The organism is Tianweitania sediminis (assembly GCF_017813335.1).
Classification (GTDB): domain Bacteria; phylum Pseudomonadota; class Alphaproteobacteria; order Rhizobiales; family Rhizobiaceae; genus Tianweitania; species Tianweitania sediminis.
This window is the reverse complement of record NZ_JAGIYY010000003.1, coordinates 259675-286034: the sequence shown is the minus strand read 5'-3', so window position 1 is coordinate 286034 and position 26360 is coordinate 259675. Positions and strand designations below refer to the sequence as shown.

Below are 26360 nucleotides of genomic sequence, written 5' to 3'. Positions count from 1 at the left end.
CCCGGATCAGCTTTGGACGATGAGGTCGAGCCCATGACGCGAAAGCGGGCGCGGCGCACCATCGGTGGTGACGTAGGTGCGCCCCAGCGTCATGGCCGTTTCGGTTTCTGAATCCATGATGATCATGTGCGCGAACAAGGTCATGTCCGCCGCGATCTGTTCCCCATTGCCGCTGTAGAACATCGGCGTGTCCATCCAAGACGGGCTGAAGCGCGCGCCGACCGAATAGCCGCAGGCGTTCAGGCGGTGCTTGGTCAGTTGGTAGGACTCCATGACCTTGGCATGCGCGTCAAACACGTCGCCAAAGGTCTTGCCCGGCATCATGGTCGCCTCCACCGCCAGAAGCGCGTCGCGCGCAGCCTCGAACAGCTCCACATGCCGCTTGGTCGCGCGGCCGGTCAGGACCGTCTTCATCACCGGCGCGTGGTAATGGTGGTACACGCCCGCCCATTCGAGCGTGAGCTGGTCCTGTTTGCCGAGCTTGCGGCGCCCCGCTTTGTAACGGCAAAGCAGCGCATCAGCGCCCGAGCCGATGATGAACTCGTTGGCGGGATAGTCGCCGCCGCCGGCGAAGATCGCGCCTTGCATGGCGGCCAGGATCGCCCCTTCGTCGCCGCCGGCCTTGATCAGGGGCAGTGCAGCATCAAGGGCATCATCGCCCAGCTGAGCGGCACGCTCTGCCTTTTTGACCTCGGCCTGGCTCTTGAACTGGCGCAGGCGCGGGATGATCTTGGAGGCATCCTTGATCTTGCCGAAGGTTTGCAGCTGTTCGTCCACGCGGCGGCCGTTGAAGCCGGTGAGCCCATGGGTGTCGTATTCCACGCCGATCTGGGCGCCGAGGAGGTCCAGCTCGTTCAGGAGGTTGCGCAGGTCGAGCGTCGGATCGGCGTCTGCCCGATCCGTCCAAAGCACGATGTTGTCGATGGTCGAGGTATGGCGGGCCTGCCGCAGGTCGGCCGAGCGGGTCAGCAACACCATGGAGCCGTCCGCCTTCAGCACCAGGCATTGGAAGAAGCAGTAGCCGAACGTGTCGAAGCCCGTCAGCCAATACATGCTTTCCTGCGCAAACAGCAGCATGGCGTCGAGCTTCGCCGCGCCCATTTCGATCAGGAGACGGTCCCGCCGGGCGTCGAATTCGCTTTGTTCGAAGTGCAGCGCCATCAGTGTTCCTCCAGCATGATTGCAGACATCTGCCGCCCGTAATCCGGCTCTTGTCGATGTGTGGTGCGGCGATAGGAAAACCACAGGTCTTCTTCCGCATAGGTGCAGCGAAACAGAGCTTCGGCACGAACACCTGCGCGTCTCAGGCGATCCACCGTGTAGGTGTTCAGGTCAAACAACGCATGGCCGTCCTTGTTCGACGGAGCGAAGTAGCGCTCGTTCACGCTCTCGGCATCGAGGAAGCGCAACACGAATTCGGGCCCCACCTCGTAGTTGGCCGCACTGATGGAGGGTCCGAGCGCTGCGGCTATGTTTTCGCGGCGCGCACCGAGGCTTTCCATCTTGGCGATCGTGTCTTCCAGGACTCCCGTGAGGGCGCCCTTCCAGCCGGCATGGGCAGCACCGATCACCCGTGCCTGCGGATCGGCAAACAGGATCGGTCCGCAATCGGCCGTTGCGATGGCGATCGGCAGTCCGGGTGTTGCGGTGACGATGGCGTCAACCTTCGGCCTTTCGCCATCGAAAGGCTTGTCCACGATTACCGCTTCTGCGGAATGAACCTGATGAGGGCTGGTGAGCGAGGCGAGCGGTTTTCCGAACCATCCGACGAGACGCCTGCGGTTTTCTTCCACATGCGCCGGATCATCTTGAGAGCCAAGACCGATGTTCAGGCCCGCGTAAATGCCTTCTGACACGCCGCCTTGCCTCGTGAAGAAGCCGTGGCGGAGGACGGTGCCGCCCACCTCGTCGAGCAGCGCGGACCGGATCGGTTCGGGCCGGTTGTTGTCGGACATGAGAGCCTTGTTCAAGAAGGAAGAGTTGCCGGGTTTTGCCGCCGCCGAGGTGAGACCCGGCGCGGCTGCGAAGCAGGCGTTCGTTGTTGTGGAATCGTGGGGCAGGGAAGGAAGCAAGTCAATCGTCGTCGGATTGGCGGCCGAAGCCTTGCACTGGGATGCCTTCCGGAGCCATGGCCACAACCTTGAACAGCTCACCCATCTGCCCTGGTGCGGCCAGCCGTTCCACAGTTTCCGAAATCTTTTCGCGGCCTTCCGCATCCCGAGCGGCGCCAAGCTGTCCTGCGCGCTCCAACAACCCCATCTCCAACAGAAAGGAGCCTTGGGTGGTGAGATGGGCGGCCAGACCGCACGCCCGCGCCGTCGCGGCAAGAGCAGCGAAATCCACATGTGCCGTGAGGTCTGCTTCGCCCGGTGCGGCGAAAACATCATCAAACGCGTGTCGGCGCAGCGCTTGCAGCGTGTCACCGATGCCGGGTGTGAGATATCCGTAGTCAAAGAACAAGCCAGCGCCACCATGCCGAACGATGTGATCGGCGATCTCTTGCATCACGGCCGTGCGTGCCGGCGCGGTCTCCAAAACAGCGCCCTCCGCTGCATGCTCGGCGGCGGGCGGCACGAGCGCTGCGTCAAGCTGCCCAAGCCCCGCGGCAAACTGAAAGCTATTGGTCTCGTCGAGCGTGATCATGCGTTCACGCCAGCCCTGACGGCTTTTAACGAACTGGTGGATCGGGACGGTATCGAACAACTCGTTGCCAACGAGGATCAGCGTCTGGGCCGGCAGGTCGGCGATGGTTTCATACCACGTCACAGGAATCTGCAGCGGCGCTAGCGTTTGCCGCTGCACATCGCGGAGGCGCGGGCTGATTTCGACCAGCGCCACATCCGCTGTCTGAAGCATGTCGGGCGCAATCTGCTTCAGCGTCCGCAGCATGTCCTTCATCAGCGTGCCGCGGCCAGGGCCGATTTCGACCAGCGTGAACGGCTGAGGCGCACCAACTGCTGTCCAGGTGGAATAGGCCCACACGCCAACCAGTTCGCCGAACATCTGGCTGATTTCAGGCGCCGTGACGAAGTCACCAGACTGACCGAAAGGCTCGCGCGTGGTGTAGTAGCCGTGCTGGGGATCGAACAGGCAGGTGGCCATGTAGTCGGCCACCGTGATCGGACCCTGCGCGGCAATCAGGGAGCGCAGCCGCTCCGCCAAGGGCGTGTTCAAGCCGCACGCGCCCTGCTCGCATAGATCATGGCTCCCCCCCCGACAAGTATCATCGGGAGAGACAGGATCATGCCCATCGTGAGCCAGCCGCCCAGGAGATAGCCGAGTTGTGGATCGGGCACGCGGAAGAACTCCACTATGATGCGGCTGATCCCATAGCCCGTAATGAAGGCACCCCCGACGAAGCCCGGCTGTTTCAGCTTCAAGGCGCGATGGGTGAGCAGGCGAAGCACAAGAAACAGGAGCAGGCCTTCCAGAGCTGCCTCATAGAGTTGGCTGGGGTGGCGCGGTTCCGGTCCGCCGTTCGGAAACACAAAAGCCCAGGGCACGTCGGTGGGTCGACCCCAGAGTTCGGAATTGATGAAGTTGGCGATCCGCACGAGGCCGATGCCGATCGGCGCCACCGGCGAAAGCGTGTCGATCAGGCCGAACAACGGAATGGCGCGGCGGCGGCAGAAGATCACGATGGCCAGAACCACGCCAAGCAGTCCGCCATGAAACGACATGCCGCCCCGCCACACGGCAAACACCTGGAGCGGGTCGGCGCGATAGGCCGCGAAATCGTAAAACAGGATGTAGCCGAGGCGCCCGCCGAGAACGATGCCCAACGCTGCCCACACAAGGAAGTCGTCGAGGTCTTCGGGCTTCAGCGGCGGGGTGTTGTTGCGCCATAGCTTATTGTTCTGCACCAGGCGTTTTGCGTACCACCAGCCGAGCAGGATGCCGAGAACATAGCCCAATCCGTACCAGTGGATGGCGAGCGGGCCGATCTGCAGCAGCACCGGATCGATGTTGGGAAAGGTCAGAGCCGAAAGGCTGAGCGGCATGAAAGCGTGTCCCGCGGGAATCGGCCGGACCATGCAGAGCCTCTCCTGGGAGGTCAAGCGCTGGCAGTGCCGCTCTTGCATTCCCTGGAACTGGCGCCTACTTCCAAACCGATACTGGAGATCCGATCATGAGCACCACCGGCCCAAACCGCATCTTCGACGATTTCGCCAAGCTGATGACCGACGCTGCCGGCGCGGCCCAAGGGCTGCGTCGCGAGGCAGAAAATGCCTTTCGCGCCCAGGCCGAGCGGGTCCTGAACTCGATGGACGTGGTGAAACGCGAAGAGTTCGAGGCCATGCGCGACATGGCGATCAAGGCACGCGCGGTAAACACCGCGTTGGCAGCACGCATCGACGCGCTGGAAGCCAAGCTCGCCTCGACTTCGCCATCTTCCGACGCGCCATCGGAGCCGCCGGCCTCCTAAGCCGCCGAAACACCGGCTGCCCTTGGCAGTTTTCCACAACGGTGGCGGGGCGGAAAATCCTGTTGCTTGAGTCATTTACCGGGCCGCGTCATCGCGGCCTTTTTTTCTGTCCACATCTCCCTGAAGCATTCAGCAAAAAGCACTGGCTCCACGACTCCCGTGCAATACACTGAATCTGCTGCATGATTCGAAACGGGTCGGCAGCACGGGAGAAGCCGGACAGTGTTCCAGCCTCGCTCAAGTGAGGGGGCGGACAGTGGCGACAAAGCGCTTCGTCGTGTTCCACCAGCGTACCGTTTCTGTGTTGCGTAAGCCGATCATGCGGGGCTGCGGCTCCCGAGCAAGAAACAGGACGTTTTGATGAATCTGCAGACAGCGGATCTGGCGCGAGACTCCCATCCGGTTGATGTCATCGAACAGGTTGCGCATACCAACGACTGGACCTTCGAGCGCACCGGTGACGACGAGATCGCCATTTCGGTGGCTGGAAGCTGGACTGATTACCACGTGTCCTTTTCGTGGATGGCGGACTACGAGGCCCTTCATCTCGCCTGCGCCTTCGATCTGAAGGTTCCGGAAAGCCGGACGCTCGAAGTCATGCGCCTCTTGTCGCTCATCAACGAGCAGATGTTGTTCGGCCATTTCGACCTGTGGGAGCAGGAAGGCGCGATCATGTTCCGCCAGTCTCTGCTTCTTTGCGGTGGGGCGGAGCCCAACATCCGGCAGGTCGAGGTGCTCCTGAAAAGCGCGCTTGAGGCTTGCGAGTGCTATTACCAGGCCTTTAGCTTCGTTGTTTGGTCCGGCAGCGCTGCCCGCGACGCGCTGAATGGCGTTCTGTTTGAAACAGCTGGCAACGCCTGATCATGGCTGGTGGTGAGCGGCAGCCGGAGATCGCGTGGAGCGATTTCGAGAAGGTCGACATTCGCGTCGGCACGATCGTGGCGGCTGAACCGTATCCCGAAGCGCGGAAACCCGCGATCAAGCTGGTGATCGATTTCGGCGAGGCGATCGGAACCAAACGTTCGTCGGCCCAGATCACGAAATACTACCAGCCGGACCAACTGATCGGCCGGCAGGTGTTGGCCGTCATCAATTTCCCGCCGCGCCAGATCGGCAAGTTCATGTCGGAAGTGCTGACACTCGGCATGCCGGATGAAGAAGGCGCGGTGGTGCTGACGTCGGTGGAGCGCCCCGTGCCCAACGGCGGCAAGCTTTTCTAGGCAGCCGGCGGAGCGAACGATCTAGCGCCGCACCGTGATGCGCGTGTTCCTCAAGCCTTCCTTCTTCACCATGTCGAACAGCACAGCTGCGTTCTTCGGATGAAGCCGGATGCATCCCTTGGATGCTGGGCGCCCGAGGCGGCTGATCTGATCGGTGCCATGCACGGCATAATGGCCGTTGTAGAAGATCGCGTAGGGCATCGGCGCGTTGTTGTAGCGGCTCGACCGGTGGTTCTTTGAAAGGTGCTTCGCCGACCAGCTGCCGGTGGGCGTCACTTTCTTGGCGCCGGCGGTGGAGACCTTCCACGTGTAAAGCACGCGACCGCTGCGCGACACGGTCATGGTCTGGCTGGATAAGCTGACGTCAGCCACGATCGATGCTGCGGACGCCTGCGAGGCGCTCCAGCCCAGCAACAGCGTTGCACCCAGCAAAAGGCTGCTCAACAGATTTCTCATGTTCCCCCACCTATTTTGATCTTTATGGCGAGAGCGTACTCATGAGAAGTTTCATTTGGCCGAACGCGGAAAAGGCATCTTTGCTGTCGCCGCTAAGCCGAGGTTCATAGTTCTGGGGTCAGGCCGGAACTCGAACAACGGCCCGCAGGCCACCCAGGGGGCTCTTGTCCAGCGTTACGTCGCCGCCATGCGAGCGGGCGATGTCGCGTGCGATCGACAGGCCGAGCCCGGTGCCGGATTCATCGAGATTGCGCGCTTCGTCCAGCCGGAAAAAGGGCTTGAATACTTCTTCGCGCTGATCTTCCGGAATCCCGGGCCCGTCATCGTCAACGGTAACGATCAGGGATCCCTTTGTGTGCACGGCCTGCACCTCGACAACACCGGCATAGCGAAACGCATTGCCGATCAGATTGCCCAGCAGTCGCTCAAACGCGTTGGGCCGAACCACCACTTCCGGATTCCCAGCCAGTCGGGTCACGAGGCGACGCTTTCGCAGGCGAGCTTCTTCCGAAAGCTTGTCGAAATAGCCTTGGAGGTCGAGCACGCCCGTGCTTTCGCCGCCTTCGCCACGCGCAAAGGCCATATAGCCTTCGAGCATGGACTGCATGTCGTTGATGTCTTGCTCGATTGCCTCCTTCTCGCTCTTGCCGGGCATGAGAGCGAGTTGTAGCCGGAAGCGCGTCAGGATCGTTCGCAGATCGTGGCTGACACCCGTCAGCATCGCGGTGCGCTGTTCGATCTGGCGCTCAATACGCTCGCGCATCTGGATAAAGGCCATTCCCGCACGCCGCACTTCCTCGGCGCCCCGCGGCTTGTAACCTTCGGGCATAGGGCGGCCCTTGCCGAAGCTTTCTGCGGCTTCCGCCAAAGCAAGGATGGGGCGCATCTGGTTGCGCAGGAAAAGCACCGCGATCGTGATCAGCACGAGTGAGGTGCCGACCATCCAAAGAAGGAAGATGTGGGTGTTGGACGCGTAGGCCTGGTTGCGGCGTGCAAAGACCCGCAGAACGCCATCGCGCAACTGCACCCGGATTTCCACGATGTTGGAGTTGCCGACCGTGTCGATCCAGAACGGCCGGTTGATCTGCTTGGTGATCTCGCTCGAAAGCGCCTCGTCCAGAATGGAAAAGAACGGTTTTGGTCCGGGAGCCGGCAGTGGATCAGGCGGCAGGATGTCGGCACGAAGTCCGAGCCTGTCCTGGGCGATCCGCACGATCTGGCTGTAATCTCCCGATGGAGCGACGAACGTATCGGCCATGTCGATAATGGCCGCAATGTCGCGCACCACCGCTTCGGACAGGCGCATGGTGACGGTTTGCCAATGGCGCTCCATGAACACGAACGCCACCACGGACTGGAGCAGGATCATCGGCGCGATCACGATAATCAGGGAGCGCGCATAGATGCGCTTCGGCATCATGTGCGACACCTGCCGCCAGAAGCGGCGCCATGCCACGGCGAGCGGATGGTTGGCTGGCAGGAATCTCAACTTGCGCTTGGGTAGCGGAAACGACATGGCCATCGCGAAATCTCGAGCTTCGGCCATGTCCTAGCGCATCGCGGGCGTGCAAACAAAGCGGCGAGGCGCCCTTCCGCTTGCGCGCCTATTCCACGCTCAAGCGGTAGCCGATGCCGCGCACCGTTTGAAGCCAAACAGGGTTGGACGGGTCGCGCTCGATCTTGCGGCGCAGGCGATTGATCTGGACGTCGATGGTGCGCTCGCCGACCTCTGCGTCATTTCCCACCAGTTCGTGGCGCGGGATCGTTTCACCCGCGCGCTCTGCGAACATCACCAGAATGTCCTGTTCGCGATCGGTGAGCTTCAGCGTTTCGCCGCCCTTCTTCAGTTCCCGGCGGGCAAGCTGGAACGTGTAGGGGCCAAAAACGATCTGCTCGACCTTTGGCGTTTGCGGGGCAGCCCCGCGCCGCAGGATGTTGCCGATCCGCAGCAGCAGTTCGCGCGGATCAAACGGCTTTGGCAGGTAGTCGTCCGCGCCAGCCTCCAGACCCTCGATGCGGCTGTCGGTTTCTGACAGGGCGGTCAGCATGAGGATGGGCACCTGCTTGGTTTCCCGCAGCGCCTTTGTGAGTTCGACCCCCGTTTCCCCCGGCATCATGACATCGAGGATGATGAGGTCGAAATCCAGACCCTGAAGAAAGCGCCGCGCTTCGCCAGCGCTCGCAGCCATTGTCACGCGATATCCGTTCTGGCCGAGGAACTGCTTCAGCAGAGTGCGGATGCGGGTATCATCGTCAACAACGAGGATGTGCGCCGCATCGTCATGCAGCATGGTGGCAGCTTCGCTCACGCGTTCTTCTCCTTCGATGCACCGCCAGCGCCGAGAACCTCAACCTGGTTGCGATGCTCCTGGTTCACCATCTCCTTCAGGAACCTCTCGATCAGCGGGCGGTCGTTTCCCCCGAGCGTGGCCAATGCTCTGGCGATCCGGCGGGATTGTGGCGCGGCCAATTGCAAGGCAAGGGCCTTTCCCTTGGCGGTAGGATGCAGTTCCCGCTGCCGGCGGTCCTTTGGACCCTGAACCTGCATGATGTGCTCGGTGTCGATCAACTGCTTCAACACGCGCGCAAGGCTCTGCTTCGTAATCTGCAGCACATCCAGGAGTTCCGCGACCGTGAGGCCGGGTCGGCGGTTCACGAAATGAAGGATACGGTGATGCGCGCGCCCGAAGCCGATGCGATCCAGCATGTGGTCAGCGTCGGACGTGAAGTCACGGTAAGCAAAGAAAAACAGCTCGATCAGGTCGAAGTCGATGACTTCTGCTTCCTTGGGGTCGGAGGGATGCCCAGCAGTCTGGGCTTTGGTTGGAGGCATGCTGACCCGCTCCTTGCGAATTTATGTCAGCCTTGTTGACACAAATTCCATCTGTGGTAATTTTCATGAAGCTTTTCGACGATACGCGAAATGAAACACGCCCCTGCAGGCTGTTTCGGAAATATCGTTGATCGGCCTCATCGCCGCCCAATCTAGCATCAAAATGGACGCGAGGAGATTCCGGCAGCTGCCGGAATGGTGTGATCAACAAGAACAAGAGCGCCTAGGGAGATTACCATGGCTTCGGTCCCATTCGACCAACTGGACGGCTTTATCTGGATGAACGGTGAGTTCGTGAAGTGGGCGGATGCAAAGATCCATGTGCTCACGCACGGCCTTCATTATGCGAGCGCGGTTTTTGAAGGGGAGCGCGCCTATGGCGGCGAAATCTTCAAGCTCAAGGAGCATACGCGGCGTTTGCATGATTCTGCGAAGGTTCTTGGCTTCACCATTCCCTATTCGGAGGAGGTGATCAACGATGCCTGCCGCCAGCTTCTGCGCAAGCAGGGCTTTTCCGACGCCTACGTGCGCCCGATCGCCTGGCGCGGCTCGGAAATGATGGGCGTTTCGGCGCAGTCGAACAAGATCAACTGCGCGATCGCGATCTGGCAGTGGCCCAGCTACTTCGACCCGGAACAGAAGCTGAAGGGCATCCGCCTCGACATGGCAGAGTACCGGCGTCCGGATCCTCGCACCGCTCCATCCAAGGCGAAGGCTGCGGGCCTTTACATGATCTGCACGCTGTCCAAGCATGCGGCGGAAGCGAAGGGCTATGCGGATGCGCTGATGCTCGACTGGCGCGGCCATGTTGCCGAAGCCACGGGCGCCAACGTGTTCTTCGTCAGGGATGGCGCCCTCCATACGCCAACGCCGGACTGCTTCCTGGACGGTATCACGCGCCAAACGGTGATCGAACTCGCCAAGCGCCGCGGTCTTGCGGTGAACGAGCGGGTGATCATGCCGGAAGAACTGTCGAGCTTCAGCGAATGTTTCCTCACGGGAACGGCCGCGGAAGTAACCCCAGTCGCCGAGATCGGCCAATATCGTTTCACGCCGGGCGAGATCAGCCTGCAACTGATGAAAGACTACACCGCGGAGGTGACCCCGAAAGCGTCCGTGATCGCGGCCGAATAGCAACGGGCGGCAACCGCGAAACCATCAGGAAGGCGGCCTTGTGCCGCCTTTTCCTTTCTGGACCTCGCGGTCGGCGCGGCCTATCTCCAGCCGGTGGGATCAAGGGAGACGTCGCGGATCATGGGTCAACTCAACGCAGCCATCGTGCCGGTCACGCCGTTCCAGCAGAACTGCACCATTCTTTTCGACGCCGACACCAAGGAAGGGGTTGTCGTTGATCCAGGTGGCGACCTCCCGCGCATCCGGGCTGCGCTGGAGCAGTACGGCGTCACGGTTCAGGCGATCTGGCTGACGCACGGCCACATCGATCACGCGGGTGGCGCAATGGACCTGAAGGACGCGCTCGGGGTTCCACTCGTGGGACCACACGAAGCCGACACGCCACTGCTCCAGAACCTGGAAGTGCAAGCTGTCCGGTTCGGGGTTTCCGATGCTGTGCGCAACTGCACACCGGATCGCTTCCTTGCCGAAGGCGATGTCGTGGGTTTCGGCGAGCACCAGTTCGAGGTGCTGCATTGCCCGGGCCACGCGCCGGGGCACGTGGTGTTCTTCAACCGTGAGGCGCGCTTTGCCCATGTCGGCGACGTGCTGTTTCACGGATCGATCGGGCGTACCGACCTGCCGGGGGGCGACCACGCCGCCTTGATTGCTTCGATCAGGAACAAGCTGCTGCCGCTCGGCGACGACATCGGCTTCATCTGCGGACATGGTCCTGGCAGCCGTTTCGGCGATGAGCGCCGTGGCAACCCATTCCTCACGGGGGACGCGCAATAAAAAAGCCGCAGAAGCTGCGGCTTTTCTTGTCGTCACATGTGCTGAACTCAGTTGGCTTCGCAGAAGCGGCGCACGCCATCATAGCCGACAAAGGTGCCGTCCGACGGGTTGAAGCTGCGGTAACGGTCTGCGCAATAGCGATACCATTCACGCGACCACGGTTCCGCGAAGCTGCCGTAGCTTCCGCCGTAAACCACCGTCGGGCGGGTTTCATAGCGGCGCTCGACGTAAACGCGACGCGGGGGAGGCGGGGCGGGGTAATAGCCGTCGTCGATGATGACGCGCTCGCGCGGCGCCGCAAGGGCTGCGCCAGCAAGAGCACCGACGGCCAGGCCGGCAATGCCTGCCACGGCAGCGTCACTCCCGCGATGATGGCGATGATGCCAGCGATCACGTGCTTCGGCTGGTGAAAAGGCGGTCAACGTTGTGGCAGCAACCGCCGCCGTCAGAACTAGGGATTTCAGAAAGCGCTTCATCTCAGATCTCCTGCGCCGGTCACGCAAGCCATCTCTTCACCGGCATAGCGGCAAAATTAGCGCGCATATTGTGAACGCGCGCTGAATATTGAAGTTGATCGTCGCGCTTTAGCCGAGCGTCAGATTTACGGCTTTCGGACCCTTGCCACGCTTGTCAGGCTCGGTGTCGAAACGCACTTTCTGCCCGTCCTGCAAACCTGGCAGGCCGGATGACTGAACGGCGGAAATGTGGACAAACACATCCTTGCCACCGTCGTCAGGGGTAATGAAACCAAACCCCTTATCCTCATTGAAAAACTTAACGGTCCCGCTTTGTGACATCTAGTCTGGTCCTCGCTCCGCATAACGACCCCGGAACGCATGCGCCCGGCTGTTCCTTGGCGCCGCGCAGCGACGGTCGATTGTCGCGACCCCTCCACCGGCACCGGAGGAAAGTTGGCCGATTTCACGGCAGCGGGCAAGGAAAAGCTGCAACAGCCTTGCATCAGCACGATCAAAAAAGAAGGCGCGGCCTGGACCGCGCCTCCCCGAAGCTCATTCTGTGGCGTAGATCAGGCCGGTCGCAGGTTAACGGCTTTGGGGCCCTTGCCCATGCGATCGGGCTCCACTTCAAAGCTGACCTTCTGACCGTCCATCAGCGTATGCATGCCGGAACGCTCAACAGCCGAAATGTGAACAAACACATCCTTGGCGCCATCGTCGGGAGTAATGAAGCCGAAGCCCTTCGTTGCGTTGAAGAACTTCACAGTACCAGTCTGCGCCATAGAGGGAAAACTCCTTATCCCATTCCTTGATCGGCACCGGTTCTGGTTGCGCTCAAACCGGTGCGTGTTCCCGCAATGCGGGCGTCAGAATTTTGAAGCCAGGGAAGGATGGATGCGAGCCGTTCCCCCCGGCGGCAAATGCCCAAACGTAACGGGTTTATCGCATGGAAGATATTCTTAGGCAAGGGTGCACAACTTCAGGTATATCCGTGGCTGTCGCTGACAAGTACTTGTTCTACATTGGACGATCCTTGCTGACGCTCCCCTGGCTGCGCTGCGCCGCGGATGTGGGAGGAAACGTTCTTCACGCAACCGGCCGAATCCCGAAGAAGGTCGGCTCGCGCAGCATTTGCGAAAAGCGGTTGCGAGGATTAAACAGGAGCCAGCGACCTCTTGCGGCACAGCTGCAAGCGCTCCGGTTCACCTCCTGGTTATGATCGTCATGAGCGAAACTGTCACGCCGCCAGTCACGAAGCTGCGCCCGAAAACCGAGCGGCCCAAGTTGCACAAGGTCATTCTTGTCAACGACGACTTCACACCGCGCGAATTCGTGACGGCTGTGCTCAAGGCCGAGTTCCGCATCACGGGCGACCAAGCCTACCAGATCATGATCACCGCACATCGCAAGGGCGTTTGCGTCGTGGCGGTGTTCACCAAGGACGTGGCGGAAACCAAGGCGACGCGCGCGACCGACGCCGGCAAGCGCGCCGGCTATCCGCTGCTGTTTACCACCGAACCGGAAGAATAAGTGCGCTTCAGCGTCCGCCGTTGACGAGGTCGAGGATCAAGCGGTGGACATTGCCGCCATTGCTCATCTCGATGCGATCGAATTCGCGCGCCTCAGCGCGCTGCTTGTTTGATGCGGCGGCCAGCAGCGGCTGAATGGCGTCGCGGATCTTTTTGCAGCCGGGATCATCAGGCTGAAAGAAGCCGACCGTTTCAGCATAGATCGTGTTTGCCATGTCCTCGATCTGCGCGCCATGCACCTTTTCATGTGCAAGGATGCCGTCGCTGAACGTGTCCCACAGGCGCTTGGTTTCGGCCGGCAGCAATCCCCTCGGCTTGGGCACTGTGTAGGTGATCGTCAGAAACGGAACAGCTGAAACCAAACGGCAGCCGTTGCCTTCCGGCTGGTAGTTGCGCCGCCACCGCAGATCGAAGTTGGTGTGGGCAATGGTGCCGGTCACGGCCATGCCGCCGATGCGCGGCCCATTTTCGCCGATCGAATCGTAGAGTTCGGGGCCCGTGGTGCCGGAAATGGCATACGTCTTCACCACCTCTTTGGCCTTGACCTGCGCAAGGGCAGGCATCGCCCCAAACACCAGCGCGGCGAAGACAACGAGACCGATCCGCCAGCTCACCGTCCCGGGCGCCCCGTCTTCGACTTGCGCCGTTTCTGGCGCTGCTGGTCCGCAGGATCTTCGTAGGAGCCGGCGCCGACCTTTGCGCGGATCAGCGGACGCGGATCGTCAACCGGCTTCTGCGGCTTGGTGCCTTCCACCGGCTTTTCCGTGCGCCGCACGGTCATTTCGTCCAGCGAGTTCTTGCGGAACAGCGAGCGCTCGACCGCTCCGGCGGGCACCGCATGATCGCCGGACGTGCCCATCGCATCGAGGTGAGGCTTCGCAAACAGCGACTGTCCGGTTTCCTCATCGACCGCGCGATGCACGGCGCGCCCCTTGTTGTGCTTGCCTTTCTCCCGGCCCGAAACAGGGCTCTCATATTCCACGGTGCGGGCCAGCGGATCGTCCGAAATGGCAAGCTCGGTTTCGCGCAGGCGCTTCACCTCGTCGCGAATGCGCGCGGCCTTCTCGAAGTCGAGATCGGCAGCGGCGTTGCGCATTTCCTTTTCGAGGTAATCGAGATGCGCCTTGAGATTGTTGCCGACGAGATTGTTCGCGCCGCCCTTCTCTTTTGCACCCGGAATCTCGGCGCGTACATGGTCGCGCTCGTAAACGGAATCGAGAATATCGGAAATGTTGGACTTCACGCTTTCGGGCGTGATGCCGTGTTCGGCGTTGTAGGCTAACTGCTTCTCACGGCGCCGGTTGGTTTCCGCCATCGCGCGATTCATGGAGCCGGTGATCTGGTCGGCGTAAAGGATGACCTTGCCGTCGACGTTCCGCGCGGCGCGGCCGATGGTCTGGATCAGGGACGTTTCAGACCGCAGGAAGCCTTCCTTGTCGGCGTCAAGGATCGCAACGAAGCCGCATTCAGGAATGTCGAGCCCTTCACGCAGAAGGTTGATGCCGACAAGCACGTCGAAGGCGCCAAGCCGCAGGTCGCGGAGGATCTCGATGCGCTCCAGCGTGTCGATGTCGGAATGCATGTAGCGCACGCGGATGTTCTGCTCGTGCAGATATTCCGTGAGATCTTCGGCCATGCGCTTGGTGAGCACGGTGCAGAGCGTGCGATACCCTTTGGCCGTGGTTTCGCGGATTTCGCCCAGCACATCGTCCACCTGACTTTTCGCCGGACGCACCTCGACTGGCGGGTCGATCAAACCGGTGGGGCGGATGACCTGCTCGGCGAACACGCCGCCTGCTTCTTCCATCTCCCAGGCGCCTGGCGTCGCCGACACGGCAACCGAGAGCGGACGCATCGCGTCCCATTCCTCGAAGCGCAGCGGGCGGTTGTCCATGCAGGAGGGCAGGCGGAAGCCGTATTCGGCGAGCGTCGCCTTGCGCCGAAAGTCGCCGCGATACATGCCGCCGATCTGCGGGACGGTGACATGGCTTTCGTCGATGAAGACCAGTGCGTTGTCGGGGATGTATTCGAACAGGGTCGGCGGCGGATCGCCGGGCTTGCGACCAGTGAGATAGCGCGAATAGTTCTCGATGCCGGCGCAGGAGCCGGTGGCTTCCAGCATTTCCAGATCAAAGCGTGTGCGCTGTTCAAGCCGCTGTGCTTCCAAGAGGCGACCGGCGCGTTCGAGCTCAACCAAGCGGCCCTGGAGCTCTTCCTTGATGGACTTGATGGCCTGGTTGAGGGTCGGGCGCGGCGTCACGTAGTGCGAGTTGGCGTAGATCTTCACCGACTTGAGCTCACCGGTCTTCTTACCGGTCAACGGGTCGAATTCCACGATCTGCTCGATCTCATCGCCGAACAGAGAGATGCGCCAGGCGCGGTCTTCCAAGTGGGCGGGGAAGATCTCGATTGTGTCACCGCGGACCCGAAACGATCCGCGCACGAAGTTGATGTCCTGCCGCTTGTATTGCTGTGCCACGAGGTCGGCGAGGAGCTGCCGCTGGTCGAGCCGGTCGCCGATCGTCATCTGGAAGGTCATGGCCGTATACGTCTCGACCGAGCCGATACCGTAGATGCAGGACACGGACGCGACGATTACCACGTCGTCCCGTTCGAGCAGCGAGCGTGTCGCGGAGTGGCGCATGCGGTCGATCTGCTCGTTGATCGACGATTCCTTTTCTATGAAGGTGTCGGTGCGCGGAACGTAAGCTTCCGGCTGGTAGTAGTCGTAATAGGAAACGAAATACTCCACGGCGTTGTCGGGGAAGAACTTCTTGAACTCGCCATAGAGCTGGGCAGCCAGCGTCTTGTTGGGGGCGAGGATCAGCGCCGGTCGCTGCGTTTCCTCGATCACCTTGGCCATGGTGAAGGTCTTGCCCGAACCCGTGACGCCGAGCAGCACCTGCGTCCGGTCTTCGTTAGCGACGCCCTCGACGAGGTCCTTGATCGCCGTTGGCTGGTCACCCGACGGCTTGAAGTCGGTTGTCATCTTGAGGGTAATGCCGCCCTCGGACTTTTCCGGGCGGGCAGGGCGGTGCGGCGTCCACAGCACGCCATTCTTGTGCAGCGGGTTACCGCTTTCGATCAGTGCCGAAAGGGCGGCCACGGTTGCAGTTACGCCGGAGGAGGACAGCGACGCGGCGTCCTCCAGGCTGATGTCCATGCCGGCAACGGGATTGAGGCCGGCCGCGGCGCGCTCCTTCGGCGTTGCCGCCCCGCCCATGGATGTGCCGCGTGCCGACTTGGTGGCGGCAGACGAGCGCTCCGGCACCTTCTTCGGAACCTTCGGCTTCTTCGGCGCCGTTTCGGCTTCCTTCTCGATCTGCTTGGCCCAGTCGCTGATCGACCCCGACAGCGGGGTGCCGGTCAGGTCCGCCTGCGGCGCTTCGCCGAAGCCGTCTCGCGCAGCATCATCTGCCGCGTCTACTGGCCCTTCTTCGGGATCGATCGTGTCCGCGGGTGCACGGCCGCGATGCAGCGGCTCGGACGCGTCCAAATAGTCCGTCAGCGGATTGCCGCGCTTCTTCGGACCCGAAGGCGCAGTCTTACGATAGGTGGGATTGGCCATACCGCCAATATGGTGGGAGTCTCGCACAGAGAAAAGAGCCGCATCCGGTTAGCTGCTCCTGAATTGATCGTCCTGACAGGAGGCTGTCAGAAGGCGCGATTGCTCTGCGCGTCGAGCGAACCAAGCAGCGCCTGAGGCGTTGCGCCAGCATCAGAGAGTTTAACACGACCTAAGGACACGACATGGCCGGCCTCACTGCCTTTGCGCTCAATTGCTCCCTCAAGGCCTCCGAGAACAAGGAAAGCTCCTCGACGGACAAGTTGGCGGACGATCTCTTCAAAGCCTTTGAGAAGCGGGGCGTTTCATGTTCGATCGAGCGGGCGCTGGACCACGACATCAAGCCGGGTGTGGAGAGCGACATGGGTAATGGGGACGCGTGGCCGGCGCTCCGCCAGCGCGTGCTTGATGCCGACATCTTCGTTCTCGCGCTGCCAATCTGGCTGGGGCAGCCGTCATCCGTTGCCAAGCGCGTGCTGGAGCGGATGGATGCCTTTCTTGGCGAAACCGACGACAAGGGTCGCATGCCGGCGGCGGGCAAGGTCGCCGTGGTTGTTGTTGTTGGCAACGAGGACGGCGCCCACCATGTCCATGCCGAGTGTTTCCAGGCGCTGAGCGACGTCGGCTTCACGATTCCAGCCAATGCCGGTGCCTACTGGGTCGGCGAAGCGATGGGCTCGACCGACTACAAGGATCTGGAGACCACGCCCGACAAGGTGAAGCAGACGCTGGAGATGGTTGCGTCCAACGCGGCGCACCTCGCAGCCTTGTTGAAAACATCGCCTTATCCCGGCGTGGAATCCTAGTTCTCAAGCCGGGGCGTGATCCTGTCACAAAAACCGGCTAAGGGAATGCCGGCTTAGATATTGGACAAGGATCGAATCGATGAAGATTGCCGTTCTCGGTGGTGACGGTTTCGTCGGCTGGCCCACTTCGCTTCACCTTTCAGAACTGGGCCACGAGATCCACATCCTCGACAATCTGTCGCGCCGCTGGATCGATACCGAGCTTGGCGTGCAATCCCTCACGCCGATGGACTCGATCCAAGAGCGCACGCGCATCTGGCACCAGGAAACCGGGCGGCGTATCCACTTCCACCTGATTGACCTCGCGCGCGATTATGACGTGCTGAAGAACTGGCTCGCCGCCGAGCGTCCGGACGTCGTGATCCATTTCGCCGAACAGCGTGCCGCGCCGTATTCCATGAAGAGCGACCGGCACAAGAACTACACGGTCAACAACAACGTCAACGCCACGCATAACCTGCTCAACGCCATGGTGGAGCTCGGCCTCGACGCGCACTTGATTCATCTCGGAACGATGGGCGTTTACGGCTATTCCACCGTGGGTGCTGCCATTCCGGAAGGCTATCTGCCGGTAGGCATTGAGACGATGTCGGGTGAAACCGTGAGCCAGGAGATCCTTTACCCGACCAATCCCGGCTCCATCTACCACATGACGAAGAGCCTGGATCAGCTGCTGTTCCAATTCTACGCGAAGAACGATGGCGTGCGGATCACCGACCTGCACCAAGGTATTGTTTGGGGCACCCATACAGAACAGACGCGAAAGCATCCGCAACTCGTCAATCGCTTCGACTATGACGGCGATTATGGCACGGTGTTGAACCGCTTCCTGATCCAGGCGGCGATCGGCTATCCGCTGACCGTTCACGGGGTCGGCGGGCAAACGCGTGCCTTCATCCACATCCAGGATTCTGTGCGCTGCATCGAACTGGCGTTGAACAACGCGCCCAAGAAGGGTGATCGGGTCAAGATCTTCAATCAGATGACCGAAACGCACCGCGTGCGCGATCTTGCCGAGATGGTGGCCCGGATTGCCGGCGGAACGGTCGCTTACCTGCCGAACCCACGAAAGGAAGCGGCCGAAAACGACCTGGTGGTGAAGAACGATCAGTTCCGTGCGCTCGGCCTCAACCCGATCACGCTGGAAGAAGGCCTGCTTTCGGAAGTCATGGATGTTGCAAAGAAGTTCGCCTACCGCGTCGACCGCAGCCGCATTCCGGCCGTGTCAGCCTGGACCAAGGACATCGCGCCGACGCTGGAGCATGATCCCGAAGGCAAGCGGCTGAAGAGCGTCAGCTGAGCGAGGCTGCACCTGCTGCCTCACCGCCACGCCTTCGTTACGCTTGTCACCAATGCCGATTACGCACTGGGTGCCGCGGTTCTGCTGCGCTCCTTGAAGCGCACGAGGACCGAGGCCGATCTTGTTGTGCTGCATACCGGCGGCGCGGCGAGCACGGATCTCGAGATGCTGGAGCGTGAAGGCGCCAAGCTGATCGAGGCCGAACTCCTGCCGACGTCGGACGGCTTCAACGAGCGCCATGCCCGGGCGAAGCTCCACGGTGCGGCGCCCTTCACCAAGGGGCGCAAACCCGGCTTTCACACGCCGCTGGACAATTTTGCGAAGCTACGGCTTTGGCAGCTCACGCAATATGAAACCGTGGTTTTCCTGGACGCGGACACGCTTGTTCTGCGCCCGATCGACAGGCTTTTCGGATATCCAGAGTTTTCCGCTGCTCCGAATGTTTACGAGGGGCTTGGTGACTTCCACCGCCTGAATTCCGGCGTTTTTGTCGCGAAACCCTCCAGCATGACCTTTGATGCCATGCTCGCGCGACTGGACGGACCCGACGCTTTCTGGCGGCGGACGGACCAGACCTTCCTGGAAGCCTTTTTTCCGCAATGGCATGGGCTGCCAGTGTTCTTCAACATGCTTCAGTATGTGTGGTTCAACCTGCCCGAGCTTTGGGACTGGAAGGCGATCTCAGTTCTGCACTTCCAGTACGAGAAGCCGTGGGAAACGGATCATCCGCGAGCCGAACAGTTGAAGCCGCTCATCGAGCTGTGGCAGGCTTTCCGCGACGGAACCGCAATTCCTTCCATCGACATGCTCCCGAACCCCGCCCGGCAATGAGCTTTCCCATTTCGGTTGTTTCTGGCGGCACGGGTTTCGTGGGCCGCTTCATCGTCAACGGGCTGATCGAAGCGGGTCACCATGTCCGCATCATTGGCCGCCACGCGCCTGAGCGAGGCGACTTCGTGGGTCCCGTTGCCTTCATGACAGCCAGTCTCGGCGACGAGATCGACTGGTCACCGGCGTTTCAGGGGGCCAGCCATTTCGTGCATGCCGCCTTCGACCATCTGCCGGGCAAATTCCGGGGCGGGGAGGGCGATGATCCCGAGAGCTTCAAGATCAGAAACATCAACGGCTCCGAAGCGCTGTTCCGAGCCGCAAAGGCATGCGGCGTGGAACGCACGGTGTTTCTCTCGACCCGCGCCGTTTATGGCACGCAACCTCCAGGCCTGGTGCTGGACGAAACTACACGCCCTCATGCCGATACGCTTTACGGGGAAGTGAAGCTGGCCGGAGAGCGTCGCTTGCAGAGCCTGGCAGACGACCGTTTCATAACGGCGTCGCTGCGGGTCACCGGCGTTTACGGTCCGGCCGCGCCAGGCCGTGACGACAAATGGACGCCGATGATCCGCGCCTGGATGGCAGGTCAAGCGGTTGAACCGCGCGCCGGAACCGAGGTGCACTGCCGCGACGTCGCCAGTGCGGTGGAACTGTCGCTCACGCTCCCGGCGGAGGATGTTTCCGGAAAGGTCTTCAACGTGTCCGACCTGATGGTGGATCGCAGCGACGTGCTGGCCATCGTGCAGGAGGAAAGCGGCCTTTCCTATCCACTGCCCCCAGCCGCCGATACGAGCGGGTTCAATCCGATGTCCAGCGCGCGCCTGCAGGCGCTTGGCTGGCAGCCCGGCGGGGCGCGCCTCTTGTCGGAAACCGTGCGCGATCTCGCCCGAACACTCATCGCCGCAAGGTAAACGATCCATCAGTGGGATCGGTCGAACTGCTGCTCCGCCCGTAAATCTACCGCAACGCGCATCTGCCAAGGTGATGCAAGGAGCAATCCTGGGCATCGCTCAACGGGGGAACAACTCGCATGCGCGTGGAATCCGTCAAAAGCAATCTCGTGACGCTGGTGAATCAACGTCAGGTCGCAGCGGCCAAAGCTGGAAACAGCCTGACCAGTCTTGCAAACAGTGGCGCTTCCGCACAGCTTGGCATCAGGCAGGGGGCGATGCCAGGCACTTACCAGCCGATCTACGAAAAAGCCGTGAAGGAAATCCGGGAGGACGTCACCGAAACGCGGGATGTCACCCGCACCGAAGCGGTTTTTGAAGAGCGGGCTATTACGCAGGAGCGGGCGATCTTCGCCGAAGAAGCCGTTTATGAGGATCGTGAACTCCGTGCCACGACCGTAGCCGGCGATCGGTCCCTCGATTCGATCCGCTCGCTTACACAGGCCAACATCGAAACCGGCGCCGATCTGGCGGTCAGGGTGGGTGACGGCGGGTATGCCGTGATCACGTTCGAAAGCCGGTCGAGCATCTCCGTTCGCGACGGCTCGGGAACAACTCGGTACGAGTTTGACTCCAACAAGGGATCGTTCGCGGATGCGGTCGTGGCTGCATTCGATGGCATCGAAGGTTTGAGCGCCAGCCTCGACGAGAGGGGACGGCTGCAACTCCAAACAGACGATGCTCAGGATCTTCGAATCGCCGACGTTGCGCCGAGCTGGTTCAACCGGACCGGCAGCCCTCTCGCCGCCCTTGGTCTGGAGGCAGGCACAACCCAAGCGCAGGTGGTCGGCGTCGAGAAGGTCCAGGTGGGGACACGGCAAGTGCAGGTCGGCACGGAGATGGTCGTTGTCGGATCCGAACAGGTTCAGGTTGGCACCCGGACGATGGTGATCGGCCAGGAAACGGTTGTTGTTGGAACAACCACGCGCGTGGAACCGGCCGGACGCAACCTCGTGGGCCTGACGGACAATGACGCACCCGGCGTGGGGTCATTGTCGCTCATCGACAAGCTGCGCGGGGGTGGACTGCCGGCGGGGTACGTGGAAGCCCTGTTTGGTATTCTGGAAGGCAATCCAGCGTCACCGCCAAGCGCGGAAGAAGTCCGGACCAGCTACGCACAAAATGCGGATGAGCCGAGAGAAACCAAGCCGCTCAAGGCCGAACCCGAAGAGACAGGTGCAGCCTGACGCTGCAAGCGTTTCCCGCGTGAACTGATCGGCTGCCGGGACGTTGTTGCGCGACAGCCGGAATTCCACCCCATGAAACGTTCAGCAAGACCCTTCTCCCTCAAGCTGGCGAGCGCAGCCGGCGCAACTGCGAAAGGGGCAACGGCAACTGGCGCCATCGCCGTCGGCAGCATTGCCCTTGGAGCCTTGGCGATCGGCGCGGTCGCCGTCGGTGCTTTCGCCATCGGGCGCTTGACGGTGCGCAAGGCGAAGTTCGGCGAGGTCGAAATTCGCAAGCTCACCGTGCATGAGTTGAAGCTGCCGTCGGAGGCCGACGACACGAAGCGGCTCTCGGACCACTAGGTCGAAAGCGGCACCTGCTGCATCTCAAGGTGGAGGCCTTTGCCCGTCCATGGATGGGCCTCGCAAACGGTTTCGTCGAGTTCCACGCCCAAGCCCGGCTCGCTTGAAGGAATGACGTAGCCGTCTTCCCACGCGATCTTCGTTTTCAGGAGATCGGCATGAAAGCCATCCCACTGCTTCAGTGACTCGAGGATCAGGAAGTTCGGCAAAGTCGTGGCGAGCTGAATGTTCGCGGTCCCCACGATGGGACCGCAGTAGCAGTGAGGCGCGATCTGGATGTGATAGGCTTCCGCCATGGCAGCGATCTTCTTGGTTTCCAGAATCCCGCCCGACCGGCCGAGATCCGGCTGCAGGATCGTGGCGGCGCGCTGCTCGATCACGCGGGCGAACTCGAACTTCGTGGTCAGGCGCTCGCCGGTCGCGATCGGGATCGACGTGCCGCGGGCGATTTGCGCCATGACTTCGGGCATGTCGGGCGGGCAGGGCTCCTCGAACCAGAGCGGATCATAGGGTTCCAGGGCCCGCGCCATGCGAAGCGCGCCCGATGCCGTGAACTGGCCGTGGGTGCCAAACAGGATATCGGCGCGGGTGCCGACGGCTTCGCGAATTGCTTTCACCATGCGGGTGGAAAGCTCGATGTCCACGAGGCGGGGCTGGTGGCCGTCATGGATCGTGTAGGGGCCGGCAGGGTCGAGCTTTACCGCTTTGAAGCCCTGTTCGAGATAATGCAGGGCGCATTCGGCGGCGAGTTCGGGGTCGTTGTACACGCTGCGACCGCTGCTTGCGCCGCCTTCGGTGTGGACCGAACCCGTTCGCGGATAAAGGTAAGTGTAGGAGCGAAGGCGTTCATGCACCTGCCCCCCCAGCAGCTTGTAGACGGGCTTGCCGGCTTCCTTGCCGATGATGTCCCAGCAGGCGATCTCAAGCGCGGAGAAACAGCCCATCACGGACGGGTCCGGGCGCTGCGAAAAGCCCACCGAGTAACAGCGCCGGAAAAACACCTCGATGTCATGCGGGTCGTGGCCGATAAAGAAGCGCTCGGCCAGATCCTCGATCATCCTGGCGGTCAGATGCGCATCGAAGGTGGCGGAATAGGCCTCTCCGTAACCCACCACGCCGTGGTCGGTGGTCAGCCTGACAAAGATGAAGTAGCGGCCGCCGATGCCGGGCGGCGGATTGCCCACAACCCAGGTTTTGACGTCAGTGATCTTCATGATCGCGGCTCCTCAACTGTCAGCGGTGGTCCTCGACCAGCATTTCGCCGCCCTTCCAGCCGGTCAGGATGGCGGCGGCGTTGGTGTTGCCGGTGATGTTGGACGGGAAAATGGAGGCGTCGATTATGCGCAGGCCTTCAAGCCCGTGCACCCGCAGCCGAGCGTCCACAACGGACTGGCTCGGGTCCGGCCCCATGCGGCAGGTCGAAACGGGATGATAGACGGTGCCGGAGCGACGGCGAAAGTCGTCGACCAGTTCCTCATCGGACTGAACGCGGGCGCCGGGGAGCATTTCTTCCTCCAGAACGCCGTCGAAGGCCTCTGTAGCCGCCATTTTTCGCAGGAACTTCACGGCGTCGAGCATCTCGGCCACGTCGTTTTCCGTGGAAAAAGCGTTGGCTGAAATGCGGGGGTGCTGCATCGGATCTGCGGAGCGGATCATGATCTCGCCGCGGCTGGACGGCCGGCAATTGGACAGCCCGATCGAAAAACCCGGCCAAGGATCAGGCGACAGGATCGGCCGCTCGCCCGGCCGCGGCAGCACGGTAGAAAACGCCTGGAAATAAAGCTGCATGTTGGCGCGCTTCTGAGCGGGATCGGTGCGGAAAAAGCCTCCGCCCTGGTTCATGCTCATCGACAGCGGGCCGCGACGCAAAAGCAGATACTGCGCGCCCGCCATCGCCTTGCCCCACCAAGGCCGCAGGATCTGGTTCAACGTCGCGATGTTGCCGCGCCAGGTGTAGTTGATGCCAAGGTGATCCTGCAGGTTGGCGCCGACATGCTCATTGGCGTGAATGACGTTGATGCCGAAGCCTTGCAGCAATGCTGCGGGCCCCACGCCGGACAGTTGCAGGAGCTGCGGTGTGTTGACCGAGCCGCTGCTGACGACCACTTCACGGCCGGCTCGCACGGTCATTTTCTGGCCTCGCCGAACGTACTCGACGCCGACCGCGCGCTTGCCTTCAAACAGGATGCGAGTGGCATGGGCGCCGGTTTCAAGGCGCACGTTCTTTCGCTTCAAGGCCGGGCGCAAAAAGGCGCGCGCGGCTGACATGCGCCGACCGTCGCGCGTCGTGATCTGGTACACGCCGACGCCGTCTTGCGCCTTGCCGTTGAAGTCAGGATTGCGGGGCAGGCCAAGTTCTTCGCCGGCCTGAAGGAAGCGCTTTGTCAAGGGATGGATGAAGCGGTGGTTGTCACTGACATGCACAGGGCCGCCCCGTCCGCGCCACTCGTCCCCGCCTGCTTCATTGTCCTCGATCGCCCTGAAGGCGGGCAGCACGTCGTCATAGCTCCAGCCGGGATTTCCGGCCGCTGCCCAGTCATCATAGTCTTCTCGCGCTCCCCGAATCCAGACCATGGCATTGATGGAGCTCGAGCCGCCTATGATCTTGCCGCGGGGCCAGTGGTCCACGTTGCCGGCAAGGCCAGGATCGGGTTCGGCCTTGTAGTTCCAGTTCACCCGCGGATCGAAAAAGGTCTTGCCGTAGCCAAGGGGCATCTGGACGTAGAAACGACGATCCGTGCCGCCTGCTTCCAGAACAAGAACGGAGAAGCGTCCATTCGCGGAAAGCTTTTCGGCCACCACGGAGCCGGCTGAGCCGGAGCCGACGATAACAAAGTCGTATGTCTGCATGGGAAAGCGCGTCACGTGGCCTGGATAAAAGTGTGCCAAAGGTAGCCAGCAGGGCGCGCTCAGGTTAGGCGGTGATCGGCACTGCTTGTGAAAAATGCGACGGGTCTAAGAAGCCGTGGCGATGGGCAAACAAGGAAACCTCATGTCTGAACCAACAGGCCCGCGAGGCCAACTGACATTGCGGACGCTCGCCATGCCCGGCGATGCAAACGCTGCCGGCGACATCTTTGGCGGCTGGGTTATGGCGCAAATGGATCTGGCCTGCGGGATACGCGCTGCCGAGCGGGCCAGGGGACGCGTCGTCACGGCCGCGGTGCGGGAGATGGCCTTCGCGAAGCCGGTGAAGATCGGCGACACGCTGGAGATCTACATCGACATCACCAAGATCGGCCGCACGTCGCTGACGCTCCATGTGGAGGCTTGGGCGCAGCGCTATCTATCTGATAAGCGCGAACTGGTGACGAACGCAGAAATCATCATGGTCGCACTCGATGCCGAGGGCAAACCGAAGAACGTGCCGACCGAGTAAAGATCAGGCTGCTTTCTGGCTCGAGTCAAAGCGGGCTCGCGCAGCTTCAACCCGGCCGATATTGACGCGCGCCCAATCGCCAAGCGCATGTACCGGTACAAGCAGCTCTCGCCCGAGATCCGTCAGCTCGTAATCCACACGCGGCGGGATCGTCGGGTAAACCGTGCGGGTGACGAAGCCGTCCCGCTCCAGGCCGCGCAAGGTGGCCGTCAGCATCTTCTGCGAAATGCCGCCGATCATCCGGCGCAATTCGTTGAACCGCATCGGACCTTTCCCAAGCAGTTCCACAACGAGCACGGTCCATTTGTCCCCGACGCGAGCTAGGATCCCGCTGACGGCGCGACAATCAGCACTGTTGCCGTGTATCATGGTCCAAGACCCTCCTGGTCGGCAGTCACCCGAAGGTAACCTTGGTTTCAGAAACGTGCCTTCTTGCGGGCGGAGAAGGCGGTTTCGTATATAGCCTCGGTTACCATTCGATACCAGAGGCAGACACGCCTCGGGTCCCTGTCTTCAGCCAAGCCGGGCCTTGAACCCGGTTCTCAAGGAATGCCGCCATGTCTCATCCCAAGCCAAGATCGCCGTCGTGATCGGAAGCGTCCGAAGCAACCGCTTCGCCGACAAGCCAGCAAACTGGATCGCCGATTTTGCCCGCGCGAACGGCACGATGGACGTCGAAATCCTCGACCTCAAGAACTTTCCGCTCCCGATTTTCGATGAAGCCGTTTCACCTGCTTACGGTGCCTCGCAGAACCCCGTCGCCCGCCAATGGCAGGCGAAGCTCGAGGAGATGGATGGTTTCATCTTCACCGCAGCCGAATATTCGCACGGCCCGACTGCGGCCCTGAAGAACGCGCTGGACTGGGCCTATCCGCAGTGGGCGAAAAAGCCCGCCGCTTTTGTGGGCTATGGCGGTGTCGGTGGCGCCCGGGCGATCGAGCAGCTGCGCCTGCATGCGGTTGAGCTTCAGATGGTGCCCACGCGCAACGCAGTGCACATCATGTTCGGCGAGTATCTTGCGGTGGTGAATGACGGCAAATCGCTTTCGGACTTCCCGCACCTGGTGAAGGCCGCGGAAGACACGGTCGCGCAGCTTGCATGGTGGGTAAAGGCGACCAAGGCCGCACGCGATGCGGATCTGACGCAGAGCGCGAAAGCGGCCTGATTTCA

Annotated in this window: 30 protein-coding genes; 14 read left to right on the top strand and 16 right to left on the bottom strand. The window is 61.6% G+C overall.

The features are described from left to right. Nucleotides 1-6: 6 nt before the first annotated feature. The 4 genes from J5Y06_RS11855 to lgt form a co-directional block, all read right to left on the bottom strand. Nucleotides 7-1161 carry a M24 family metallopeptidase gene (locus tag J5Y06_RS11855; protein ID WP_209335363.1) on the bottom strand — a complete coding sequence of 385 codons (1155 nt, stop codon included), beginning with the start codon at nt 1159-1161 and terminating at the stop codon, nt 7-9. After that, nucleotides 1161-1955, bottom strand: a complete 795-nt coding sequence (pgeF, locus tag J5Y06_RS11850; RefSeq protein ID WP_209335362.1) for a peptidoglycan editing factor PgeF — start codon at nt 1953-1955, stop codon at nt 1161-1163. The genes J5Y06_RS11855 and pgeF overlap by 1 nt, the downstream gene beginning before the upstream one ends. 118 nt (nt 1956-2073) lie before the next feature. Beyond that, on the bottom strand, nt 2074-3174 hold the full coding sequence (locus tag J5Y06_RS11845; RefSeq protein WP_245247790.1) for a class I SAM-dependent methyltransferase: 1101 nt from the start codon (nt 3172-3174) through the stop codon (nt 2074-2076). Next, the gene (lgt, locus tag J5Y06_RS11840; protein WP_245247789.1) at nt 3171-4034 is read right to left on the bottom strand and encodes a prolipoprotein diacylglyceryl transferase; all 864 of its coding nucleotides are present in this window, start codon (nt 4032-4034) and stop codon (nt 3171-3173) included. Before lgt ends, J5Y06_RS11845 begins: the two co-directional genes overlap by 4 nt. Nucleotides 4035-4129: 95 nt before the next feature. On the opposite strand from lgt, the gene J5Y06_RS11835 reads away from it, so the two are divergent. The 3 genes from J5Y06_RS11835 to J5Y06_RS11825 all read left to right on the top strand — a co-directional run bounded on the left by J5Y06_RS11835 (nt 4130) and on the right by J5Y06_RS11825 (nt 5646). Further along, nucleotides 4130-4426 (top strand): accessory factor UbiK family protein, encoded by a 297-nt coding sequence (locus J5Y06_RS11835; RefSeq protein WP_209335361.1) that lies wholly within the window; start codon nt 4130-4132, stop codon nt 4424-4426. A gap of 360 nt (nt 4427-4786) precedes the next feature. Then, the gene (locus J5Y06_RS11830) at nt 4787-5287 is read left to right on the top strand and encodes a type III secretion system chaperone family protein (RefSeq protein ID WP_209335360.1); all 501 of its coding nucleotides are present in this window, start codon (nt 4787-4789) and stop codon (nt 5285-5287) included. A gap of 2 nt (nt 5288-5289) precedes the next feature. Next, nucleotides 5290-5646: a tRNA-binding protein gene (locus J5Y06_RS11825; RefSeq protein ID WP_209335359.1), complete on the top strand. Its 357-nt coding sequence runs from the start codon at nt 5290-5292 to the stop codon at nt 5644-5646. A 21-nt stretch (nt 5647-5667) separates the two neighbouring features. On the opposite strand, the gene J5Y06_RS11820 is transcribed toward J5Y06_RS11825, so the two are convergent. The 4 genes from J5Y06_RS11820 to J5Y06_RS11805 all read right to left on the bottom strand — a co-directional run bounded on the left by J5Y06_RS11820 (nt 5668) and on the right by J5Y06_RS11805 (nt 8935). After that, nucleotides 5668-6102 carry a L,D-transpeptidase gene (locus J5Y06_RS11820; protein ID WP_209335358.1) on the bottom strand — a complete coding sequence of 145 codons (435 nt, stop codon included), beginning with the start codon at nt 6100-6102 and terminating at the stop codon, nt 5668-5670. Nucleotides 6103-6220: 118 nt separating this feature from the next. Next, nucleotides 6221-7522, bottom strand: a complete 1302-nt coding sequence (locus J5Y06_RS11815) for an ATP-binding protein (RefSeq protein ID WP_245247815.1) — start codon at nt 7520-7522, stop codon at nt 6221-6223. Between the two features lie 184 nt (nt 7523-7706). Beyond that, nucleotides 7707-8393: a response regulator gene (locus J5Y06_RS11810; protein ID WP_209335556.1), complete on the bottom strand. Its 687-nt coding sequence runs from the start codon at nt 8391-8393 to the stop codon at nt 7707-7709. Between the two features lie 14 nt (nt 8394-8407). Then, on the bottom strand, nt 8408-8935 hold the full coding sequence (locus J5Y06_RS11805; protein WP_209335357.1) for a MarR family winged helix-turn-helix transcriptional regulator: 528 nt from the start codon (nt 8933-8935) through the stop codon (nt 8408-8410). A 237-nt stretch (nt 8936-9172) separates the two neighbouring features. On the opposite strand from J5Y06_RS11805, the gene J5Y06_RS11800 reads away from it, so the two are divergent. After that, entirely contained in the window at nt 9173-10069 is an 897-nt protein-coding gene (locus J5Y06_RS11800; protein WP_209335356.1) for a branched-chain amino acid aminotransferase, read from the top strand. A 120-nt stretch (nt 10070-10189) separates the two neighbouring features. After that, the gene (locus J5Y06_RS11795) at nt 10190-10843 is read left to right on the top strand and encodes an MBL fold metallo-hydrolase (RefSeq protein WP_209335355.1); all 654 of its coding nucleotides are present in this window, start codon (nt 10190-10192) and stop codon (nt 10841-10843) included. A gap of 47 nt (nt 10844-10890) precedes the next feature. Here J5Y06_RS11795 and J5Y06_RS11790 read toward each other — a convergent pair whose 3' ends face one another. The 3 genes from J5Y06_RS11790 to J5Y06_RS11780 form a co-directional block, all read right to left on the bottom strand. After that, complete coding sequence (locus J5Y06_RS11790; protein ID WP_209335354.1) at nt 10891-11319, bottom strand: BA14K family protein; 429 nt, start codon at nt 11317-11319, stop codon at nt 10891-10893. A 108-nt stretch (nt 11320-11427) separates the two neighbouring features. After that, on the bottom strand, nt 11428-11640 hold the full coding sequence (locus J5Y06_RS11785) for a cold-shock protein (RefSeq protein ID WP_209335353.1): 213 nt from the start codon (nt 11638-11640) through the stop codon (nt 11428-11430). Nucleotides 11641-11870: 230 nt separating this feature from the next. Then, nucleotides 11871-12083, bottom strand: a complete 213-nt coding sequence (locus J5Y06_RS11780; RefSeq protein WP_209335352.1) for a cold-shock protein — start codon at nt 12081-12083, stop codon at nt 11871-11873. 442 nt (nt 12084-12525) lie between these two features. Between J5Y06_RS11780 and clpS the strand changes: the two genes are divergently transcribed. After that, on the top strand, nt 12526-12831 hold the full coding sequence (gene clpS / locus J5Y06_RS11775; protein ID WP_209335351.1) for an ATP-dependent Clp protease adapter ClpS: 306 nt from the start codon (nt 12526-12528) through the stop codon (nt 12829-12831). A gap of 7 nt (nt 12832-12838) precedes the next feature. Here clpS and J5Y06_RS11770 read toward each other — a convergent pair whose 3' ends face one another. Further along, nucleotides 12839-13444, bottom strand: coding sequence for a DUF922 domain-containing Zn-dependent protease (locus tag J5Y06_RS11770; protein WP_342453414.1), 606 nt, complete (start codon nt 13442-13444; stop codon nt 12839-12841). Further along, a complete protein-coding gene (uvrB, locus tag J5Y06_RS11765) occupies nt 13441-16398 on the bottom strand; it encodes an excinuclease ABC subunit UvrB (protein ID WP_209335350.1) in 2958 nt (985 codons plus the stop codon). The genes J5Y06_RS11770 and uvrB overlap by 4 nt, the downstream gene beginning before the upstream one ends. Nucleotides 16399-16580: 182 nt before the next feature. On the opposite strand from uvrB, the gene J5Y06_RS11760 reads away from it, so the two are divergent. The 6 genes from J5Y06_RS11760 to J5Y06_RS11735 all read left to right on the top strand — a co-directional run bounded on the left by J5Y06_RS11760 (nt 16581) and on the right by J5Y06_RS11735 (nt 21811). Next, nucleotides 16581-17201 carry a flavodoxin family protein gene (locus J5Y06_RS11760; RefSeq protein ID WP_209335349.1) on the top strand — a complete coding sequence of 207 codons (621 nt, stop codon included), beginning with the start codon at nt 16581-16583 and terminating at the stop codon, nt 17199-17201. Between the two features lie 79 nt (nt 17202-17280). Continuing rightward, on the top strand, nt 17281-18501 hold the full coding sequence (locus J5Y06_RS11755) for an NAD-dependent epimerase/dehydratase family protein (RefSeq protein ID WP_209335348.1): 1221 nt from the start codon (nt 17281-17283) through the stop codon (nt 18499-18501). Between the two features lie 15 nt (nt 18502-18516). Beyond that, nucleotides 18517-19332, top strand: coding sequence for a glycosyltransferase (locus J5Y06_RS11750; RefSeq protein ID WP_209335554.1), 816 nt, complete (start codon nt 18517-18519; stop codon nt 19330-19332). Further along, the gene (locus tag J5Y06_RS11745; protein WP_209335347.1) at nt 19329-20243 is read left to right on the top strand and encodes an NAD-dependent epimerase/dehydratase family protein; all 915 of its coding nucleotides are present in this window, start codon (nt 19329-19331) and stop codon (nt 20241-20243) included. The genes J5Y06_RS11750 and J5Y06_RS11745 overlap by 4 nt, the downstream gene beginning before the upstream one ends. Before the next feature lie 119 nt (nt 20244-20362). Beyond that, on the top strand, nt 20363-21469 hold the full coding sequence (locus tag J5Y06_RS11740) for a hypothetical protein (RefSeq protein ID WP_209335346.1): 1107 nt from the start codon (nt 20363-20365) through the stop codon (nt 21467-21469). Nucleotides 21470-21541: 72 nt separating this feature from the next. Next, nucleotides 21542-21811 carry a hypothetical protein gene (locus J5Y06_RS11735; RefSeq protein WP_245247788.1) on the top strand — a complete coding sequence of 90 codons (270 nt, stop codon included), beginning with the start codon at nt 21542-21544 and terminating at the stop codon, nt 21809-21811. On the opposite strand, the gene J5Y06_RS11730 is transcribed toward J5Y06_RS11735, so the two are convergent. Beyond that, a complete protein-coding gene (locus J5Y06_RS11730; RefSeq protein WP_209335345.1) occupies nt 21808-23025 on the bottom strand; it encodes a mandelate racemase/muconate lactonizing enzyme family protein in 1218 nt (405 codons plus the stop codon). The genes J5Y06_RS11735 and J5Y06_RS11730 overlap by 4 nt on opposite strands. Before the next feature lie 19 nt (nt 23026-23044). Further along, complete coding sequence (locus J5Y06_RS11725) at nt 23045-24661, bottom strand: GMC family oxidoreductase (protein ID WP_209335344.1); 1617 nt, start codon at nt 24659-24661, stop codon at nt 23045-23047. A 142-nt stretch (nt 24662-24803) separates the two neighbouring features. On the opposite strand from J5Y06_RS11725, the gene J5Y06_RS11720 reads away from it, so the two are divergent. After that, the gene (locus tag J5Y06_RS11720) at nt 24804-25190 is read left to right on the top strand and encodes an acyl-CoA thioesterase (RefSeq protein WP_209335343.1); all 387 of its coding nucleotides are present in this window, start codon (nt 24804-24806) and stop codon (nt 25188-25190) included. Nucleotides 25191-25193: 3 nt separating this feature from the next. Here J5Y06_RS11720 and J5Y06_RS11715 read toward each other — a convergent pair whose 3' ends face one another. Further along, nucleotides 25194-25559 (bottom strand): winged helix-turn-helix transcriptional regulator, encoded by a 366-nt coding sequence (locus tag J5Y06_RS11715; RefSeq protein WP_209335342.1) that lies wholly within the window; start codon nt 25557-25559, stop codon nt 25194-25196. Between the two features lie 160 nt (nt 25560-25719). Here J5Y06_RS11715 and J5Y06_RS11710 point away from each other — a divergent pair, with 160 nt between their 5' ends. Then, entirely contained in the window at nt 25720-26355 is a 636-nt protein-coding gene (locus J5Y06_RS11710) for an NADPH-dependent FMN reductase (RefSeq protein WP_209335341.1), read from the top strand. Nucleotides 26356-26360 lie beyond the last annotated feature (5 nt).

Excerpts from the sequence above, each read along its gene's own strand:
- J5Y06_RS11825 (WP_209335359.1), top strand. The coding sequence starts at position 5,290 with ATGGCTGGTGGTGAGCGGCAGCCGGAGATCGCGTGGAGCGATTTCGAG.
- J5Y06_RS11795 (WP_209335355.1), top strand. The coding sequence starts at position 10,190 with ATGGGTCAACTCAACGCAGCCATCGTGCCGGTCACGCCGTTCCAGCAG.
- J5Y06_RS11720 (WP_209335343.1), top strand. The coding sequence starts at position 24,804 with ATGTCTGAACCAACAGGCCCGCGAGGCCAACTGACATTGCGGACGCTC.
- J5Y06_RS11820 (WP_209335358.1), bottom strand. The coding sequence starts at position 6,102 with ATGAGAAATCTGTTGAGCAGCCTTTTGCTGGGTGCAACGCTGTTGCTG.
- J5Y06_RS11790 (WP_209335354.1), bottom strand. The coding sequence starts at position 11,319 with ATGAAGCGCTTTCTGAAATCCCTAGTTCTGACGGCGGCGGTTGCTGCC.
- J5Y06_RS11800 (WP_209335356.1), top strand. The coding sequence starts at position 9,173 with ATGGCTTCGGTCCCATTCGACCAACTGGACGGCTTTATCTGGATGAAC.
- J5Y06_RS11735 (WP_245247788.1), top strand. The coding sequence starts at position 21,542 with ATGAAACGTTCAGCAAGACCCTTCTCCCTCAAGCTGGCGAGCGCAGCC.
- J5Y06_RS11725 (WP_209335344.1), bottom strand. The coding sequence starts at position 24,661 with ATGCAGACATACGACTTTGTTATCGTCGGCTCCGGCTCAGCCGGCTCC.
- J5Y06_RS11745 (WP_209335347.1), top strand. The coding sequence starts at position 19,329 with ATGAGCTTTCCCATTTCGGTTGTTTCTGGCGGCACGGGTTTCGTGGGC.
- pgeF (WP_209335362.1), bottom strand. The coding sequence starts at position 1,955 with ATGTCCGACAACAACCGGCCCGAACCGATCCGGTCCGCGCTGCTCGAC.
- J5Y06_RS11835 (WP_209335361.1), top strand. The coding sequence starts at position 4,130 with ATGAGCACCACCGGCCCAAACCGCATCTTCGACGATTTCGCCAAGCTG.
- J5Y06_RS11755 (WP_209335348.1), top strand. The coding sequence starts at position 17,281 with ATGAAGATTGCCGTTCTCGGTGGTGACGGTTTCGTCGGCTGGCCCACT.
- J5Y06_RS11730 (WP_209335345.1), bottom strand. The coding sequence starts at position 23,025 with ATGAAGATCACTGACGTCAAAACCTGGGTTGTGGGCAATCCGCCGCCC.
- lgt (WP_245247789.1), bottom strand. The coding sequence starts at position 4,034 with ATGGTCCGGCCGATTCCCGCGGGACACGCTTTCATGCCGCTCAGCCTT.
- J5Y06_RS11715 (WP_209335342.1), bottom strand. The coding sequence starts at position 25,559 with ATGATACACGGCAACAGTGCTGATTGTCGCGCCGTCAGCGGGATCCTA.
- J5Y06_RS11805 (WP_209335357.1), bottom strand. The coding sequence starts at position 8,935 with ATGCCTCCAACCAAAGCCCAGACTGCTGGGCATCCCTCCGACCCCAAG.
- J5Y06_RS11830 (WP_209335360.1), top strand. The coding sequence starts at position 4,787 with ATGAATCTGCAGACAGCGGATCTGGCGCGAGACTCCCATCCGGTTGAT.
- J5Y06_RS11785 (WP_209335353.1), bottom strand. The coding sequence starts at position 11,640 with ATGTCACAAAGCGGGACCGTTAAGTTTTTCAATGAGGATAAGGGGTTT.
- J5Y06_RS11740 (WP_209335346.1), top strand. The coding sequence starts at position 20,363 with ATGCGCGTGGAATCCGTCAAAAGCAATCTCGTGACGCTGGTGAATCAA.
- clpS (WP_209335351.1), top strand. The coding sequence starts at position 12,526 with ATGAGCGAAACTGTCACGCCGCCAGTCACGAAGCTGCGCCCGAAAACC.
- J5Y06_RS11810 (WP_209335556.1), bottom strand. The coding sequence starts at position 8,393 with ATGCTGCATGACGATGCGGCGCACATCCTCGTTGTTGACGATGATACC.
- J5Y06_RS11760 (WP_209335349.1), top strand. The coding sequence starts at position 16,581 with ATGGCCGGCCTCACTGCCTTTGCGCTCAATTGCTCCCTCAAGGCCTCC.
- uvrB (WP_209335350.1), bottom strand. The coding sequence starts at position 16,398 with ATGGCCAATCCCACCTATCGTAAGACTGCGCCTTCGGGTCCGAAGAAG.
- J5Y06_RS11815 (WP_245247815.1), bottom strand. The coding sequence starts at position 7,522 with ATGATGCCGAAGCGCATCTATGCGCGCTCCCTGATTATCGTGATCGCG.
- J5Y06_RS11855 (WP_209335363.1), bottom strand. The coding sequence starts at position 1,161 with ATGGCGCTGCACTTCGAACAAAGCGAATTCGACGCCCGGCGGGACCGT.
- J5Y06_RS11780 (WP_209335352.1), bottom strand. The coding sequence starts at position 12,083 with ATGGCGCAGACTGGTACTGTGAAGTTCTTCAACGCAACGAAGGGCTTC.